Raw genomic sequence first — 15,078 nt, 5'->3', positions numbered from 1 at the left:
TTAATTATTTTGCTGTTTCTTGCATGATTTCAATGAATTGTTTCGTCAGTGTCGTCGGTCCCGTCTCCGTCAACCAGACAAAGGCTGTCGTACTCGCGGCACCTGACAGGTATGTCTGATGCAGTCCTGCCGTGTCCAGTTCCCGCAACGTACTCTCCGGCAATACGGTCACCGCCTTCCCCTTTCGGACGAGTCCGATCAGCGTCAAGACGTCAGAACATGTCTCTTGCGATACGACACCGAGCCGTTGACTTAATGTCTGAAAGACACCAAGTCCTTCCTGACTTGGAATGATGAGATCCGCTGTCGGATGATCAGGGTGCCAGACTTGATGAAACGGTTCTTCCTCCATCCATTCAATCGAGACGCCTTGCGCATCAATCGGCAAACGGACCAACGCTGCATCAAGCGACCGCTCTTTTAACCGTTCGATGAGCGCACTCGATTCTCCTTGGTGGACTTGTAAGATAATACCAGGATGCCGTCGTTTCATCTGTTCGATCCAGTCAACAAGCCGACTGGCTGATAACGTGTTGACACCAATCCGCAAAATTCCTGTTCGTCCGGCTTCGATGTCGCTTAATTCCATTCGTGTCTCCTGCTCAAACTGTAGCAATGAAACCGCCCTTTCATATAAGCGGTTGCCGCTTGGTGTGATCCGGATTCCGCGCCCTGCCCGCTCGATCAGACGAACGCTTAACTCTTCTTCCATTCGTCGGATTTGTTGCGTCAAGGCAGGTTGTGCCATTCTTAAGCGCTCCGCTGCTCGTGTGACAGATTGTTCCTCGACGACCGCACAAAAATAGCGGTACTGACGTAAATCCATACTCATCATCTCTTTCATATGTTTTCATGTATAAAGATATATGAATCATAACATCAATCATATGCTATGATGCAGGAATATCTTCAGTTTAAGAAAGGAGCTTTTTCATGAAACAAACGACTTCTACTTTCCAGTGGATCGTCTTCTTACTTGCGAACACGATTGCCTTACCGATCGTCGTCGCTAGTCTGTTCGACCTCTCCTCAGTCGAAACAGCTGCCCTTGTCCAACGGTCGTTCTTTGTAGGCGGGATTGCCTGTTTCCTACACGGAGCCTTCGGCCACCGGCTTCCGATCGTATCGGGACCTGCCGGATCATGGGTCAGCATCTTCGTCGTCATCGCCGCACTACCGGTCGATTCAAAAACGGCCTTTACGATTGCGATGGCAGCCGTCGTAATTGCCGGTATCGTCCTTATCATTCTCGGTTTGACAGGATGGACGAAATACTTATTACCCGTCTTCACACCGCTCGTCAGCGGAACATTTTTGCTTTTATTATGTATTCAATTAACAGGCGTCATGCTTGGTGCCGTCCTCGCCGTCGAAGCAACACGTCTCGCTGGTATCATCACGTTCTTACTTGTGCTCGGACTCAGCCAATTCGGACCGAGTCGCTTACGTCCGTTCGCCTTGATGATCGGAATTCTCGTCGGTTGGCTCGTCAGCCGTCCGTCACTTCCTACGTCGTCTAGTTTGTTTGCACCACCGCAAGCGTTACCGTTCGGATGGCCACAGTTTGACGGCAGTGCATTCCTTGTCGCGATTCCGTTCGCGATCTTGCTCGTCGTCAATTTGATCGCTGCCTTAAGCGCCGTCGAAGCAACACTTCAAAAACAAGGACGTCTGCACCAAGGCTTGTCGATCGAAGGTGTCATTCATTTACTCGCTGCTACGTTCTCGACGCTCGTTCCTGTGCCATTACCCATCACGAGTGGATTCATCGCACAAACGGGAAGCCGGAAACGTCGCCCGTTCTTGATTGCCTCACTTGTCATCGCACTGATTGGTTTCTTCCCAAGCTTGATCGGGATCATCGCGACATTACCGCGGAGCGTCGCGAGTGCCGCGTTGCTTGCGACATTGCCGCATATGTTTTTAATTGCCTGGCAGTCAGCGGAAAGTAACATGGAGAACAGCCGTCGTCGCCATGCGTTTGCAATCAGTGCCGTCATCGGCATCAGTATTTTGTTGCAATCGACCGTCATCGCTGAAGTCCTGCCTTTGACGCTTCGTCCCTTCCTCAGTAATGGATTACTCGTCGGAACGATGCTTGTGCTCGGTTTCGAGATTGTCGAAAAGGTTCGTTCACGTCGTGCGAAACAAGCGGATCGATTGGCGAGCTAAATGGTATTGTATGTCCGGACGATGTCATCATCCTTGCTTTCCTGTAAGGATCGAGGATGAGCATCTCGTCCTGAATCATTCAAATAGCAAGGGAGTTCGATTCCGAATGTGTTTCGGTTATCGAGCTCCCTTGCTATTTATTTTATTTAATTCGAATGACACGATCATCTATCGATTCCGTTGTTCCACCGTCATCGATTATTAAAAATACTTCCTTAGCATTGAATGTTTTCGCTTGAAGATATTCTCTCACTTTATCTTGAAGACGATAGTCATGATGTTCTGGAATTTGTTCTAGTTCCATGATGTGAATACTAAAAACTAAACTTACATCACTGTAATTTTTTGTAGCTTTTTTATCAATGTTTTTTTTGGTTTCTTCTAAAAAGTGTTTCCGTCTCTCTTCTAATGTATCCAAACTGCTTAAACGAGTTCTCCATATACCCTTTTCATTTAAGGATTTTGCAATTTCAACTTCTCTCGGACCATCTATATAAGATGTAAATTCGAGTTTTTCGATTAAACCGTCTTCTAATTTCATCAATGCATCATATCCTTGGTTCCCAATGATAATCTTAATTTGAGCATTTTCAGGAAAATAAACTGATTTCGAAAAAATATAAGCTGGAATGTATTCCTCGATGAACTCTTTAAACCTTCCTTTTTTCAATCTGATTAACTCAGTGATCTGACGATTTTTACTAACTTCTTCTTTTATGTAGTTATAGTATTCATCCATCTGTTTTTTATTTCGAAAACTTGATAAGTCATCTAGCACTTTGAAGTATTCTTGCAATCTTCTCACTCCTTTATTAGATATAATAAAGAACGCGATTGTTAAACCGCGCTCTTTCATAAAAACTTGTGAATTAGATTGGAAATCAACTATTCAACGCACTTCCCGCCACCATTTCCGTGTCGTGCTCTCGGGTGTCACACTTTCCCCAATCATTGGTGTCAGAACAGGAATCTCATCGCGTTTCGCTTCCTTGAGCAACCGTTCGACCGGTTCGAACCACGCATGAAACGCGAGGATGAAGGCAGACCAGTGAATCGGCATCAAGACGCGACCTTTGACATCACGATGTGCTTGAACTGTTTGTTCCGGTAACATGTGCGAATTGGACCACCGGACATCATACTGCCCACATTCCATCATCGTTAAATCAAACGGACCATACTGTTCGCCAATCGCTTTAAAATGTGGACCATACCCACTATCACCACTAAAGAAAACTTTTTGCGAGCCTTCAATGACCCATGACGCCCACAGCGTTGAAAATTGATCAAGACCATTTCGCCCTGAATAATGGCGCGACGGAGCCGCTGTCAGCTTAATGCCACCGACTTGCGTCGACTCATGCCAGTCGAGTTCCGTGATCCGGTCCGCCGAGACGCCCCATCCACGGAGACGACTCCCGACCCCGAGTGGCACGATGAAGCGACCGACTCGATTTTTCAAAGCGAGGACGGATGGATAATCCAGGTGATCATAATGGTCGTGCGAATAGACGACGACATCGATCAACGGAAGGCGTTCAAGGTCAACTTTCTGTGTCGTTTGAAACCGTCCCCCTCCCAGTTTCGGAAACGGCGACGGTGCGCGACCGAGCATCGGATCAAAGAAAATCGTTTGTCCATCGAGTTCAAGTAAAAACGCCGAATGTCCGAACCATGTCACACGTGGTGCCTCACTATCGTCTTGCCGTCGCTGATACGGAAGCGTCGGCAACGCTCTGACAGGACGCAGATTCGGAATGTTTCGTCCGTAATCCTTTAAGATGCTTTTCATCGAGTCCCATTCCATCTTCAACTGGAAATCCATCTCATTTTTGAATTTCCCGTCAACAAAACGATCTGATCGTTCGAAACTCCGCCGCTCTGCACGGCTTGGTCGTTTCCCGAACACCGGGTATCGGTTGATGAACCAAGCACTGGCAAGACCGATTCCTGCTAAAGCTGTCACTATTTTTTTCATGTATTATCACCTCTTCGATGCTCTCAGTATAGCACCACGATTCCTCACATATCTTGCCCAGCGACTTCGGATACGAAAAAAAGTGAAGATCACCAATATGGCGTCTTCACTTCTAGGTATTAGTCGATATCGTCGGCTTTCCATTTCGCCCGGTCGCTCTTCTCACCTTCCTCACGGTGATTGGATTCATAGGCGTTGTTCCCTGGATTTTCGACTTTATTATCATCGTACCGATGATCTTGGTCATGGTTATGATGATGCTCATGGTCATGATGGTGATCGTGGTCATGGTCATGGTCGTGATCTCGATCCTTGACGAACAGTGCAAGACCACCTCGCTCGACTTCCGCGTAATGCCGTTCTGCCTCATCATCCGAATGTCCGACACGTTTTAACGTCTCACGGAGCGGAGGTTCTTTAGAGAACGTTGATTTGACTTGATCAATCCAACTCGCACCTGATGCTTCTTCTGCTGCGTCATCTCGACCGACGACAGAAAAGTCCGAATCATGATGTCCTTGCTGTTTCAATTCTTCAATTTTTCGTTCCAGACTCGATTGATCCTGATAAATCCCAACAAACCGTTTCGCCATCACATGACACCGTCCTTTTTCATATGAATTCAAACACGCTCTATTTTTACCCTTGTTCGCTTGTCATCAAACGAGATTTCCAGAACGAAAAAACGGACCACTTCGAAAAGTAGTCCGTGAAAACATTAAAGTTGTTGCGGTGAATCGACCAATGTGATCGTTCCTTCGTTTTTCTGAACGAATCGCTCGTAGACGAAATCATTCGCAAATAACAGAACGGCATTCTCCCAGCGGTCATAGACGAGAACCGTCCGTGAATCCGTCAATTTTTTGACAGCAGCGACTTCTGCTGGCTTGATCCACTTGGCGACTTGGAAGTTCGCGGCATCCTTCAAGATGTCAACGCCATACTCACCTTTGAGCCGGTGCTCGAAGACTTCGAATTGGAGTTGTCCGATCGCTCCGAGGATGATTTCGTTGTATTCCGTTTTGTAGACCTGGATCGCACCTTCTTGTGCAAGCTGTTCGACACCTTTTTGGAACTGTTTCGACTTCAAGGCGTTTTTCGTGTAGACCTTCAGGAAGAGTTCTGGTGCGAACGTCGGGAGTGCTTCATATTGTAACGATGGATCGCCATTCGTGATCGTATCACCGATTTGATAGTTGCCTGAGTCATATAACCCGATGACATCTCCTGCGAACGCTTCGTTGACCGTTTCACGCTCATCCGCCATGAATTGAGTTGATTGCGACAGCTTCATCTTCTTGCCTGTCCGTGTCAGGACGACGTCCATCCCACGATCGAACTTACCTGTACAGATCCGGACGAACGCAATCCGGTCGCGGTGGTTTGGGTTCATGTTCGCTTGAATCTTGAAGACGAAACCACTGAAGAAGTCTTGCGCCGGCTCGACTTTTCCTTTGTTTGACTCACGTGGTGTCGGTGAAGGAGACAAGTTCAAGTAATGTTCAAGAAGTGGTGTGACACCGAAATCGACGAGTGCTGATCCGAAGAAGACCGGAGTCAGTTCACCTTTTGCGATCAATTCTTCATCGTATTCGTTACCTGCGCCGTCGAGTAAGTCGACTTCATCCATCAACGTCTCGTACATTTCCGAGTTGATCGTCGTCGCGAGTTCTTCGTTCGCGAGACCTTCCTCGCCGAGTTCGATCGTCTTACGATCATTTTTGAAGCAGTGGAATTGTCCTTTGACACGGTCATAGACTCCTTCGAACTGTTGACCTGAACCAGCTGGCCATGTCACAGCAACCGACGGGATGCCGAGGACTTCTTCGAGTTCTTCCATCAATTCGAGCGGATCACGTGCTTGACGGTCCATCTTGTTGATGAACGTAAAGATCGGAATACCGCGCATCCGACAGACTTGGAAGAGTTTCTTCGTTTGCGACTCGATCCCTTTCGCCGCATCGATGACCATGATTGCTGAGTCAACAGCTGTCAGGATCCGGTACGTATCTTCACCGAAGTCCGAGTGACCTGGTGTATCCATGATGGAAACGATTTTTTTGTCATATTCGAATTGCATGACAGAAGACGTAACAGAGATTCCCCGTTGCTTTTCAATTTCCATCCAGTCCGATTTTGCGAATTTCGAGTTTTTCCGTGCCTTGACAGAACCTGCCTCACGGATCGCGCCTCCGTGTAGGAGGAATTTTTCAGTTAGTGTCGTCTTACCCGCATCCGGGTGGGAAATGATGCCGAAAATCCGACGCTTTTCGACTTCCGTTTGTAGAATGTTTGTCATGTATGGTAGTTCCTTTCACCGATATATTCAAAAGTCCGATCAATCTTTTTCGCAACTAGTCTATCATACCGAATTTTCAAGGTCTCGTCCATTTCACTTCATTGACTTAATTTTCAGATTTAAAGTTGACAATTCATCACTATCTTCTTTACGATGACTAGGAAGTTCACTATTACAGAAGGAGGAGACGTACAATGGTATTCCATCAAGCCCGGACATCTGTCCACACTGTCTTTGTATCGGCTACAACTGTACGTCACCCTATCGTTTAATTTTTAATTAAGCAGGGTGTGCGTATGCGTATACGTACATGCTGCCCTCTTATATTTGGACGGGTATGCCCATATTTGTGCGTATCCGTCTTTTCTATTGTCTAAAAACGGAATATAAGGGGTTTTCACTATGTTTAACGCACTCAAACAGCTTGATCGCAACATCTGGATCCGGTTCGTCGGGGAAACGATCACCGGAATCATGATGTTCATGATTGCACCATTTTTAGTTCTCTATTACGCGGATCGACTCGATTCCTACTTCCTAGTCGGCGTCATCATGGCGACTGGACCGATCATGTCACTCGTCGGCGCCGTTCTCGGTGGCCACTTCGCTGATAAATTCGGTCGAAAACCACTGATGGTTCTCTCGATCATCGGTGACGTCATCGCGCTAATCGGTTTCTCGTTCGCCGATTCATTCGGACCGCTGCTCGCTTTGAACGCGTTGCTCGGTTTATCGAGTTCACTGTTCCATCCGGCAGCAAGCGCGATGGTCGCTGACGTCACACCACCAGAACGCCTGAATGAATCGTTCGGTCTGCTGCGGATGGGACATAATGTCGGCGCAGCGTTCGGTCCACTTCTCGGAAGTGCTGTCCTGTTTGTTGACCGTTCGCTCATCTTCTACTCCGCTGCCTTCGTCTTTTTCCTGTATGGACTCGTTCTCTACTTCTTCATCGAAGAAACGAAACCGGAGTATATCGAAAAGACGGACGAAGTCAAAGTATCACCGCTCACTGTATTGCGGAAGGATCACGTCTTTTTAATCTTTATCGGTGCGGGTGTCTTCATTTCGATGGGATTTGCCCTCGTCGAGAGTATGTTACCGGTCTTCTTGAAAGAAGCACTACCGGGGTTACCGACGAAACAAAATCCGTTTCCTTACTTGATGGCACTCAACGGAATCATGGTCGTCTTATTCCAGTTCCCGATTGCTGCTCGCTTGTCAGGGAAGGCATTCGGAAAAGTCATGTTACTCGGTGCCTCGATCTTCGGAATCGGCATGATTTTCCTCGCATTCGTGCCGTCTTACCTGTTCTCACTCGGAACGAGTTATGTTGTTCTCGTGACAGTATTGCTTGCGATTTATGCATTCTATACGCTCGGTGAGATGATCATGTCCCCTGTGCAGATGACATTCATCGCCTTAATCGCCCCGGAACATCTCCGCGGAACATACAACGGTGCTGCGAGTCTTCAGTGGTTGATCGGTGGCGTCACCGCACCGCTTCTCGGATCCTTATTCCTTGATACCGGAAAAGGTGATTTTGCGCTCGGATTCGTCGGACTGCTCTGTTGTGTCTCAGGTGGGGTCTATCTCGCACTCGATCGTTCGATTCAACGAGCGAAACGTTTAACGAAATCAGCCTAAAAAAGCGATGTGTCATGCTCCGACTTCTGTCAGAACATGTCACGTCGCTTTTCTCGTTAAGAAGGTAATTGATTTGCCGCTACGAACGGACCGAACAGGACCGGTAGCGGATCGAGTCGTTGCTGAATGTCTGCAATGAAGTTCGTCGATCCACTGACGAAGACGATCGGATCATTCGCTGTGATCATCGTCAGGAATTCCTGCATCTGCTGTTCCCATCCTTCTTGACGAATGTGGTGGACGATCATGCCTTTCGTCGTCAAGGATACGACATTTGCTAACATTCGTTCTGCTAGTTCTTCAGCTGAGACATGTAATAAGGTCGTTTTCCGACCGCTTAAGAGAGCATGCCTTGCTTCATCAATGACGGCTCCTAGATGATGTTCTTCTGCGATCAATAAGATATCTTGTTGCCGCCAATTTTCAGCACGGCGGTATTTACAAAAATGCCGACATGTATCGACGAGTTGATGGTGAACAATTGCCCATGCTTGAAGTAAAGGTGCATTTTCTTTAAGGTCATATTCGATTTGAATAGCTTGAAGAATTTCACGACTGATGATGTCAGGGTACGTCAACAGAAACGATTTCGTCTGATCGATTTCATTCAGTAAAATCAATTTAAACAGTTCACTCGATTCATGCTGGTTTGTAATCTGATTCAATAATTGACTCAGGCGTAAAATCCGCAGTGCCCGAGTTCCGTCCTGAGCTCCCGCTTCTCGAAGCGCGCGCAATTCTTCTTCGTACGTCGCCTCGAGCGAGTCATAGAAGCGCGTCGCGATCCGCAATCCCTTTTGCTCCATCGATGGACCGAGCTGTTGCAAAAGGTGTAATGCCTGATCGAAATGCATAATTTAACCTACCTTTCACCATCCATTATGCGTGAATCCACTCTCAAAAACAATCTCTAAAATACATCTTATTTTTTGCACATTGAAAGTTGTAAATGCTTGCGCCCCCCCCTAGTATGTGTGTTAAGTAGGTGATGAAAATGCGCATGACACGTTATACGGATTACGCGATTCGGTCCCTGCTGTTCGCAGCAGCTCATCCCGATCGTTTAGTCCGAATCCAGGAAGTAGCGGATTGTTACGACATTTCTAAGAATCATTTGATGAAAGTAGTCTATCGTTTAGGACAGAGTGGTCTGATTGAATCTGTCCGTGGTCGTGGAGGTGGTTTTCGATTAGCGAGCCCTCCGGATGCAATTCATATCGGTGACGTCGTACAACTGTTTGAACCAACCGTTCATTTTCTCGATCCGCAAGAAGGCATTCACGAGGTCCCTTCGCTTAATCCGGCACGTGATGCTTTCGATGATGCCATTGCGGCGTTCCATCAAGTACTCAATAGTTACACAGTACATGATTTGCTACATCCGACAGCTAATACTCATCCCCAAATACTTGAAATGATTCCGAACCGCAATTGAGCGGGTTCGGAATCTTTTTTTATTCCGTCCTCGCTCAATTGCGATTTCTTAAAACGCTCGTGGTATACTTATATAAGAAAGGAGGGGTACAGATGAACCCTCAAGAAGAACTCCATCTTTTATATCTTCGCTTAAAGGAAGAAGAACCCTCCGTTACACGCGGTGAGGCCTTATGGGCCATCTTTGAGGAAACAGCTGATGATTCACTCCGCTTCCTCTCCTTATGGACGTTTTCACAAAATCAATTTGACCTAGGACACTTCCGGTCATTTCTCGTGTCCTTCACACTCTTAATGGAATGGATCCGAAAAGACGAGATGACACTGACTCCAAAACAAGAACTTGATTTGTACTGGAACTATAAGTCCTATTTGATCTATATGGCAGAACAAGAAGACGTGACGGTATCGCTTCTCGAAGAAGATCTTGACCGCTTCATTGATTTTTGTGACGCGCATGGATTCGCGCGCACACGCGACTATATTAGCTTCATGGTTTACAGCAAGCTTGGTGACGAGGAGCAAGCCGATCACTATTTATCGGAATGGGTCGACGCACCAAGCGACGAACTCAGTGATTGCCCATCCTGTGAAGCCTTCAGCCGGATGACGTATGCAATCGAACGTGGATTCGAAGATCGCGCCTTACTTCTTTATGCGGCACTGCGACATGAACGCGGTTGTTCACGGATGCCAGATCAGGCTCATCCATACATCCTGCCATTATTCCTTAGTCGCAAAAAAGAGCGTTTTGATTGGAGCGAACGCTTGATTGAAGAAGTCAAACGTGGCGAAACACTCTTTACCGGTGGCGATGAGCCCTATCATTTATATGCGAAGATGTATTACGACACAAACTATACCTGGTTGATGGAAGAGAAAAAACAATTGATTCCATTCTTAACCGATCGTGGATATCTCCAGTTCCTACTCGCTCACTATGCATTTGCCCATCGACAATCCCTTGGTGAGGAAGCGTCGTATCTCGCAGCGCTCCGGACGAACTTATATGAAATCGCTCAATCTCTTGATCGTCGGATCGAAGGTGTCTTCTACTTGAACCTCGTCGAGCGTGAACTGAAACGGATCACCCAGTTCGTTGCTTAAATCTTATTCGTAAAGGAAGTGTCTTCATGTTAGATCATGTCCAACTCGCTATGCCGAAAAACGAAGAAGATCGCGCCCGTGCATTTTATGCCGGGCTTTTACATATGAAGGAAGTCGATAAACCTGCTGGTGTTCAAAAAAGTGGTGGTGTCTGGTTTAAAGAACACGGTACAGCGCTTCACCTCGGCATCGAGGATCCATTCTCTCCTGCTAAAAAAGCGCATCCTGGATTGACTGTCGCTACATTTGAAGAAATGAGTGATCGCTTGCAAGCCGCAGGTTATCCCGTTGAGCATGATACACGACTTGCTCCGCGCCGTCGTTTCTTTACAGCGGACCCATTCGGTAACCGATTGGAAATCATTTCCGCTCATCTTCCGACCTTAACGCCGAAGAAGCTGACAGATGGTTCACATATCCGCCTAGTCGCCCCCGCTTCGAGCCTCTCGACAGTCGAGCTGAGGATCATTGACGATGCAATCGAGACACTCGAATCATTCGGATTACGCGTCTCAATCAGTCAACATGCGCGTGCTGTCAATCCGTTCGGCTCCAGTGATCCCGAGTTACGCGTTGCAGATCTCCACGCCGCGTTTGCTGATCCGAACGTCGATGCGATCCTTTGCGTTCGCGGTGGGTTCAGTACGAATGAACTCGTCGATTTACTCGATTATGAACTGATTCGGACGCATCCGAAGATTCTTTGTGGCTTCTCTGATATCACGGCGCTCAGTCACGCCATTTTGACGAATACAGGTTTAGTGACATACTCTGGACCAATGTTACGGGCTTTCCGTGATCGTGACGCCTATACGATTGATTATTTCAAACAAGTCTTATTCGCAACGGACCCGGTTACAATCAAGCCGTCGATTCATTGGCGGGATTCGGATCGCGGACATGTCATCACGTTACCGAACAAAGGACCGATACTCTTATCTCCGGGACAAGCGAGCGGTCGTCTGATCGGTGGAAATCTTTGCACCTTGAACCTCCTTCAAGGCACGTCGCATTTCCCTGATTTGCGGGATACAATCTTGTTCCTTGAAGACGATTACGAAGTCCACCCAGCGACGTTCGCCCGTGATTTCGCCTCTTTGATGGCGCAACCAGGCGCCGAGACAATTCGTGGGCTCGTCTTTGGGCGGTTCCAACTCGCGACGAAGATGACGGAAGAACATCTGCGCTACTTGATTTCACTTTACCCATCACTAAAACAGATCCCGGTCCTTGCGAATGTCGATTTTGGACATACGAGTCCTTTGTTTACGTTCCCGATCGGTGGACAGGTTGACCTTCATGACGAGGTCATCCGACTTCATATTTCTTAAATATCAAAAGAAGGAGACGCGGCAATCCGCATCTCCTTCTTTTTTAATAGTCGAGCAATCTCGAAGCGTCGATTTGACGTTTCGACCCATCCGCGAACATCTCGAGTGTCGCAAAAATCTGGTCATTTGCCCATTCATAGTGAAGTAATGTGAAGTCTTCGAGTGTCGAGACCGTCTTGAACGTTTTCCCGACCGTAAACGCACGCTTCCGGCTCGCATCTTCTGCCGGAACGGTGACGAAGATGACTGTAATCTCCTCACCCTTTGTATCATAATAGAATTCAACGATCCGACCGTCCGCTGTTTCAGGTAAGACACCTTTACGGGGCTGTCCGGTCTCGTCCAATTGTACGTATGGTTGCAGCATTTTTTCGCCTCACTTTCTCCGTCATTCATCATAGCACGTCCACCTGATTTATGCTAATCTATATTTGATGTGAAAGGGGGATGAGTCGCGCATGGAATGGTTCATGAACGGGATTCTGCTCTGGGGCTTTATCATGATTACACTCATGGCAATCGGCGGGTTTTTCATGTTCCGGAAGTTCCTCAAGAAGTTGCCGAAAGAAGACGGTAAATCGATGATGGACTGGGAAGATGAGTACATCGACAAGACACGACACCTTTGGACGGATGAGACGATGGAGTTATTGAACGCTCTCGTCATGCCGGTCCCATCGGCATTTCGTGATGTCGCACGCCGCAAGATTGCCGGGCGGATCGGACAGTTCGCACTCGAGGAACGGGCGACAGAGATGACATCTGAACTGGTCGTCAAAGGGTATATTTCTGCGACGCCGAAACGCGATCATAAATTCTTGAAAAAAGCTTTGACGGAGCACGCCATCGACTGGCGAGACTACGCATTATATTTCCAAAATTGAAGGATGCACGAAAAAACCGCTGAAGTCACCTTCAGCGGTTTTTTATTGGGGTAAATGTGCTACAGACACGGTGCCCGATTTCACCTTTTTGTATTTGAGATACATCGCGAAGCGCCACGGGGCAATCATACCGAAGGCGACGAGATAAAAGATCCCACCCGTCTCGAAGATGTCGATTTGCCCTCCGATAAAGAATTTCGCAATCGTCCGAATGAATAAGATGCCGAATAAGACGATGAAAAACGCTTTCGAACGTTGCAGATAAATCTGCCCTTCCGCTTCATAAAAATTGGATGTCTTGATCAAAAAGATACTGAAGATGGCTCCAATGAGCAATGCTTCTGCTACCTCCGTCCATGTCAGACGGGAAGCTGGGTATAGAAACTGTAGCATTCCCGTTGACATCGCAAACGGTGGGATCAAGATTTTTTTAGCGTTCGTCGGTTTTGCTGATGCCTTCACGCGAATAAAGCTGATCAGCAAACCCATGACGAGCGCTACCCCAGTTGATATCCAAATCATCCGATCACTTCCTTGATTAAAATCCTGTGAATCCGACGATGTCACTCATCCATGCCGCGAATTTACTGAGACCGTCAAAATACAGCATGACACCGAAGACCATCATCAAAGCTCCACCGAATTTCGTTAATTTCAGACTATACTGCACGAACAGACGCGAACGACCTACGAAAAATGCCATTAATAAGAAAGGAATCGAGAACCCAAGGACGTACGCGAGCATGTAGAACATACCTTGGCTCGGATTGGTCGCAGCTAATCCGATGACTCCTGCGAGAATCGGACCTGTACATGGTGTCCAACCAGCCGCAAAACCGATTCCGACGAGTACCGTTCCGACGTATCCCCCTTTTCGTTCCCCAAGATTCAGTTTCTTTTCACGCATCAAGAATGTCGGTTGCCATAACCCGACGAGAACGACACCGAACACGAAGATGACGAGTGCCCCGACCATCCGTAACGTATCCCGATATGTGATAAAGACATCTGCGAACAAGGATGTCGAGAGTCCGAGCACAGCGAAGACCATCGCAAATCCAACGAGGAAAGCTAACGTGTGAAACAGGGATCGCCTTTCTCGTACCCCTCGTTCCTTCAAATCCGTGACCGACACTCCTGTAATATAGGAGAGAAATACAGGATACAGCGGCAACGTACACGGAGAGACGAATGATAACAAACCGGCTCCGAACGCTAACCACAATGAGAGCTCCATATGAGCATCCCCTTTCTTTACTACTATAGAAGAAGTTCCTTCTCTATTTTGCCAAACTCCTCTGCATTTAGCACCTATTATCTCATAGAAAGTTGCAAAAGATTCGTGTCCGCCAAAATTACAAAAAAATTACATTTCGTCAATTTTACTGAAATCTCGTTGCACCTAGTAAATGGACTTGCTAGAATATGGATACGACACCAATGTAAGGGAGACCGCTATGACGACACAACAACTATTGACGTTAGCCATTGAAGCCAAACGTAGCGAATTATATCATCAAGCTGACCAGTCCAGCTTCACCTCCCCGCGTGTTTTGCAACTTAGCCATGAACTCGACGTCCTACTTTTAGAATATTCACGGACGGTCCAAAACTATACCATTCACGGTTCAAACGAACCGCTCTTATCCTAATGCACGATCCAGTCAGCATTCGAGTGCGAATGCTGACTTTTTTATGACTTCTTATTTCTGATGGAGGTGCTTTATGTCTGCTCTTACGTTCTTAGCTAGTTCCCGTCCCTTTTATGTACCTGACGATCTTCCTCGATTATACGTAGATGAAGTCGAACCGCTTGAATATGTCTCCTTGAAGCAAGGACGATTCACGATGTCTTACCTTTATACGATTGATGGTGCTGATCAATGGGAGTTCATGATTTACTTAGAGCGTTATATGGAAGAAGGAGATGTCCTCGAATTACTCTACATTGAAAATCAAAATGACAGCATGCATGACCATCTACCGTCCGCTCCACTAGTAGAGCCGATTGACATCAATATTCAACAACGAACATACCAAACGATTCACGGCACGTTTCAGCTTTCCGCTAACGATTGGATGCAGGAATTGTACCATCGTTCCTATCTGACAGCGTTTGGTGTGACGACGATCGTCAAGTATTGATCTGCATATCACCTATTTCACTTTTTCATCACTAGACGATAAAAAGGATGACATAGTTTCTATATTTAAGTCTTTTTCCTT

At 47.0% G+C, this 15,078-nt stretch carries 17 protein-coding genes; 8 read left to right on the top strand and 9 right to left on the bottom strand.

The genetic code is table 11. The features are described from left to right. Positions 1 to 4: 4 nt before the first annotated feature. Positions 5 to 826, bottom strand: a complete 822-nt coding sequence (locus tag Q7C19_RS02340; protein ID WP_035408665.1) for a LysR family transcriptional regulator — start codon at positions 824 to 826, stop codon at positions 5 to 7. A gap of 107 nt (positions 827 to 933) precedes the next feature. On the opposite strand from Q7C19_RS02340, the gene Q7C19_RS02335 reads away from it, so the two are divergent. After that, positions 934 to 2,172, top strand: a complete 1,239-nt coding sequence (locus Q7C19_RS02335) for a purine/pyrimidine permease (protein WP_035408666.1) — start codon at positions 934 to 936, stop codon at positions 2,170 to 2,172. A 142-nt stretch (positions 2,173 to 2,314) separates the two neighbouring features. Here Q7C19_RS02335 and Q7C19_RS02330 read toward each other — a convergent pair whose 3' ends face one another. The 4 genes from Q7C19_RS02330 to Q7C19_RS02315 form a co-directional block, all read right to left on the bottom strand. Beyond that, positions 2,315 to 2,968 carry a hypothetical protein gene (locus Q7C19_RS02330; RefSeq protein ID WP_375091499.1) on the bottom strand — a complete coding sequence of 218 codons (654 nt, stop codon included), beginning with the start codon at positions 2,966 to 2,968 and terminating at the stop codon, positions 2,315 to 2,317. A 93-nt stretch (positions 2,969 to 3,061) separates the two neighbouring features. Continuing rightward, positions 3,062 to 4,150, bottom strand: coding sequence for an MBL fold metallo-hydrolase (locus Q7C19_RS02325; protein WP_375091498.1), 1,089 nt, complete (start codon positions 4,148 to 4,150; stop codon positions 3,062 to 3,064). Positions 4,151 to 4,269: 119 nt separating this feature from the next. After that, a complete protein-coding gene (locus Q7C19_RS02320; RefSeq protein WP_375091497.1) occupies positions 4,270 to 4,743 on the bottom strand; it encodes a YflT domain-containing protein in 474 nt (157 codons plus the stop codon). 125 nt (positions 4,744 to 4,868) lie between these two features. After that, positions 4,869 to 6,449, bottom strand: a complete 1,581-nt coding sequence (locus Q7C19_RS02315) for a peptide chain release factor 3 (protein WP_290772404.1) — start codon at positions 6,447 to 6,449, stop codon at positions 4,869 to 4,871. A 402-nt stretch (positions 6,450 to 6,851) separates the two neighbouring features. Between Q7C19_RS02315 and Q7C19_RS02310 the strand changes: the two genes are divergently transcribed. After that, complete coding sequence (locus Q7C19_RS02310; protein WP_023467788.1) at positions 6,852 to 8,096, top strand: MDR family MFS transporter; 1,245 nt, start codon at positions 6,852 to 6,854, stop codon at positions 8,094 to 8,096. Between the two features lie 56 nt (positions 8,097 to 8,152). On the opposite strand, the gene Q7C19_RS02305 is transcribed toward Q7C19_RS02310, so the two are convergent. Next, positions 8,153 to 8,950: a hypothetical protein gene (locus tag Q7C19_RS02305; protein ID WP_056060567.1), complete on the bottom strand. Its 798-nt coding sequence runs from the start codon at positions 8,948 to 8,950 to the stop codon at positions 8,153 to 8,155. Between the two features lie 146 nt (positions 8,951 to 9,096). Here Q7C19_RS02305 and Q7C19_RS02300 point away from each other — a divergent pair, with 146 nt between their 5' ends. The 3 genes from Q7C19_RS02300 to Q7C19_RS02290 all read left to right on the top strand — a co-directional run bounded on the left by Q7C19_RS02300 (position 9,097) and on the right by Q7C19_RS02290 (position 11,968). Then, positions 9,097 to 9,531, top strand: a complete 435-nt coding sequence (locus Q7C19_RS02300; RefSeq protein WP_375091496.1) for an RrF2 family transcriptional regulator — start codon at positions 9,097 to 9,099, stop codon at positions 9,529 to 9,531. Between the two features lie 92 nt (positions 9,532 to 9,623). Then, a complete protein-coding gene (locus tag Q7C19_RS02295) occupies positions 9,624 to 10,637 on the top strand; it encodes a hypothetical protein (RefSeq protein WP_290755537.1) in 1,014 nt (337 codons plus the stop codon). Positions 10,638 to 10,663: 26 nt separating this feature from the next. Then, the gene (locus tag Q7C19_RS02290; protein WP_368915254.1) at positions 10,664 to 11,968 is read left to right on the top strand and encodes a VOC family protein; all 1,305 of its coding nucleotides are present in this window, start codon (positions 10,664 to 10,666) and stop codon (positions 11,966 to 11,968) included. A 43-nt stretch (positions 11,969 to 12,011) separates the two neighbouring features. Here the strand turns inward: Q7C19_RS02290 and Q7C19_RS02285 are convergent, their stop codons facing one another. Continuing rightward, positions 12,012 to 12,335 (bottom strand): hypothetical protein, encoded by a 324-nt coding sequence (locus Q7C19_RS02285; RefSeq protein ID WP_023467783.1) that lies wholly within the window; start codon positions 12,333 to 12,335, stop codon positions 12,012 to 12,014. Positions 12,336 to 12,426: 91 nt separating this feature from the next. Between Q7C19_RS02285 and Q7C19_RS02280 the strand changes: the two genes are divergently transcribed. Next, positions 12,427 to 12,852, top strand: coding sequence for a DUF2621 family protein (locus Q7C19_RS02280; protein WP_035408684.1), 426 nt, complete (start codon positions 12,427 to 12,429; stop codon positions 12,850 to 12,852). A 42-nt stretch (positions 12,853 to 12,894) separates the two neighbouring features. On the opposite strand, the gene Q7C19_RS02275 is transcribed toward Q7C19_RS02280, so the two are convergent. Together Q7C19_RS02275 and Q7C19_RS02270 are read right to left on the bottom strand one after the other, a co-directional pair. Beyond that, positions 12,895 to 13,374 (bottom strand): CcdC family protein, encoded by a 480-nt coding sequence (locus Q7C19_RS02275; protein ID WP_035408686.1) that lies wholly within the window; start codon positions 13,372 to 13,374, stop codon positions 12,895 to 12,897. A gap of 16 nt (positions 13,375 to 13,390) precedes the next feature. Beyond that, positions 13,391 to 14,089 (bottom strand): cytochrome c biogenesis CcdA family protein, encoded by a 699-nt coding sequence (locus Q7C19_RS02270; protein ID WP_035408688.1) that lies wholly within the window; start codon positions 14,087 to 14,089, stop codon positions 13,391 to 13,393. Between the two features lie 220 nt (positions 14,090 to 14,309). Between Q7C19_RS02270 and Q7C19_RS02265 the strand changes: the two genes are divergently transcribed. Together Q7C19_RS02265 and Q7C19_RS02260 are read left to right on the top strand one after the other, a co-directional pair. Next, entirely contained in the window at positions 14,310 to 14,504 is a 195-nt protein-coding gene (locus tag Q7C19_RS02265; RefSeq protein WP_023467779.1) for an aspartyl-phosphate phosphatase Spo0E family protein, read from the top strand. A 73-nt stretch (positions 14,505 to 14,577) separates the two neighbouring features. Next, the gene (locus Q7C19_RS02260) at positions 14,578 to 14,997 is read left to right on the top strand and encodes a hypothetical protein (protein WP_035408690.1); all 420 of its coding nucleotides are present in this window, start codon (positions 14,578 to 14,580) and stop codon (positions 14,995 to 14,997) included. The last annotated feature ends 81 nt before the right edge of the window (positions 14,998 to 15,078 follow it).

It is taken from the genome of Exiguobacterium sp. PHA03 (assembly GCF_041945985.1).
Taxonomy (GTDB): Bacteria; Bacillota; Bacilli; order Exiguobacteriales; family Exiguobacteriaceae; genus Exiguobacterium_A.
The sequence above is the reverse complement of the archived record's forward strand: the minus strand, read 5'-3'. Positions and strand labels throughout refer to the sequence as shown.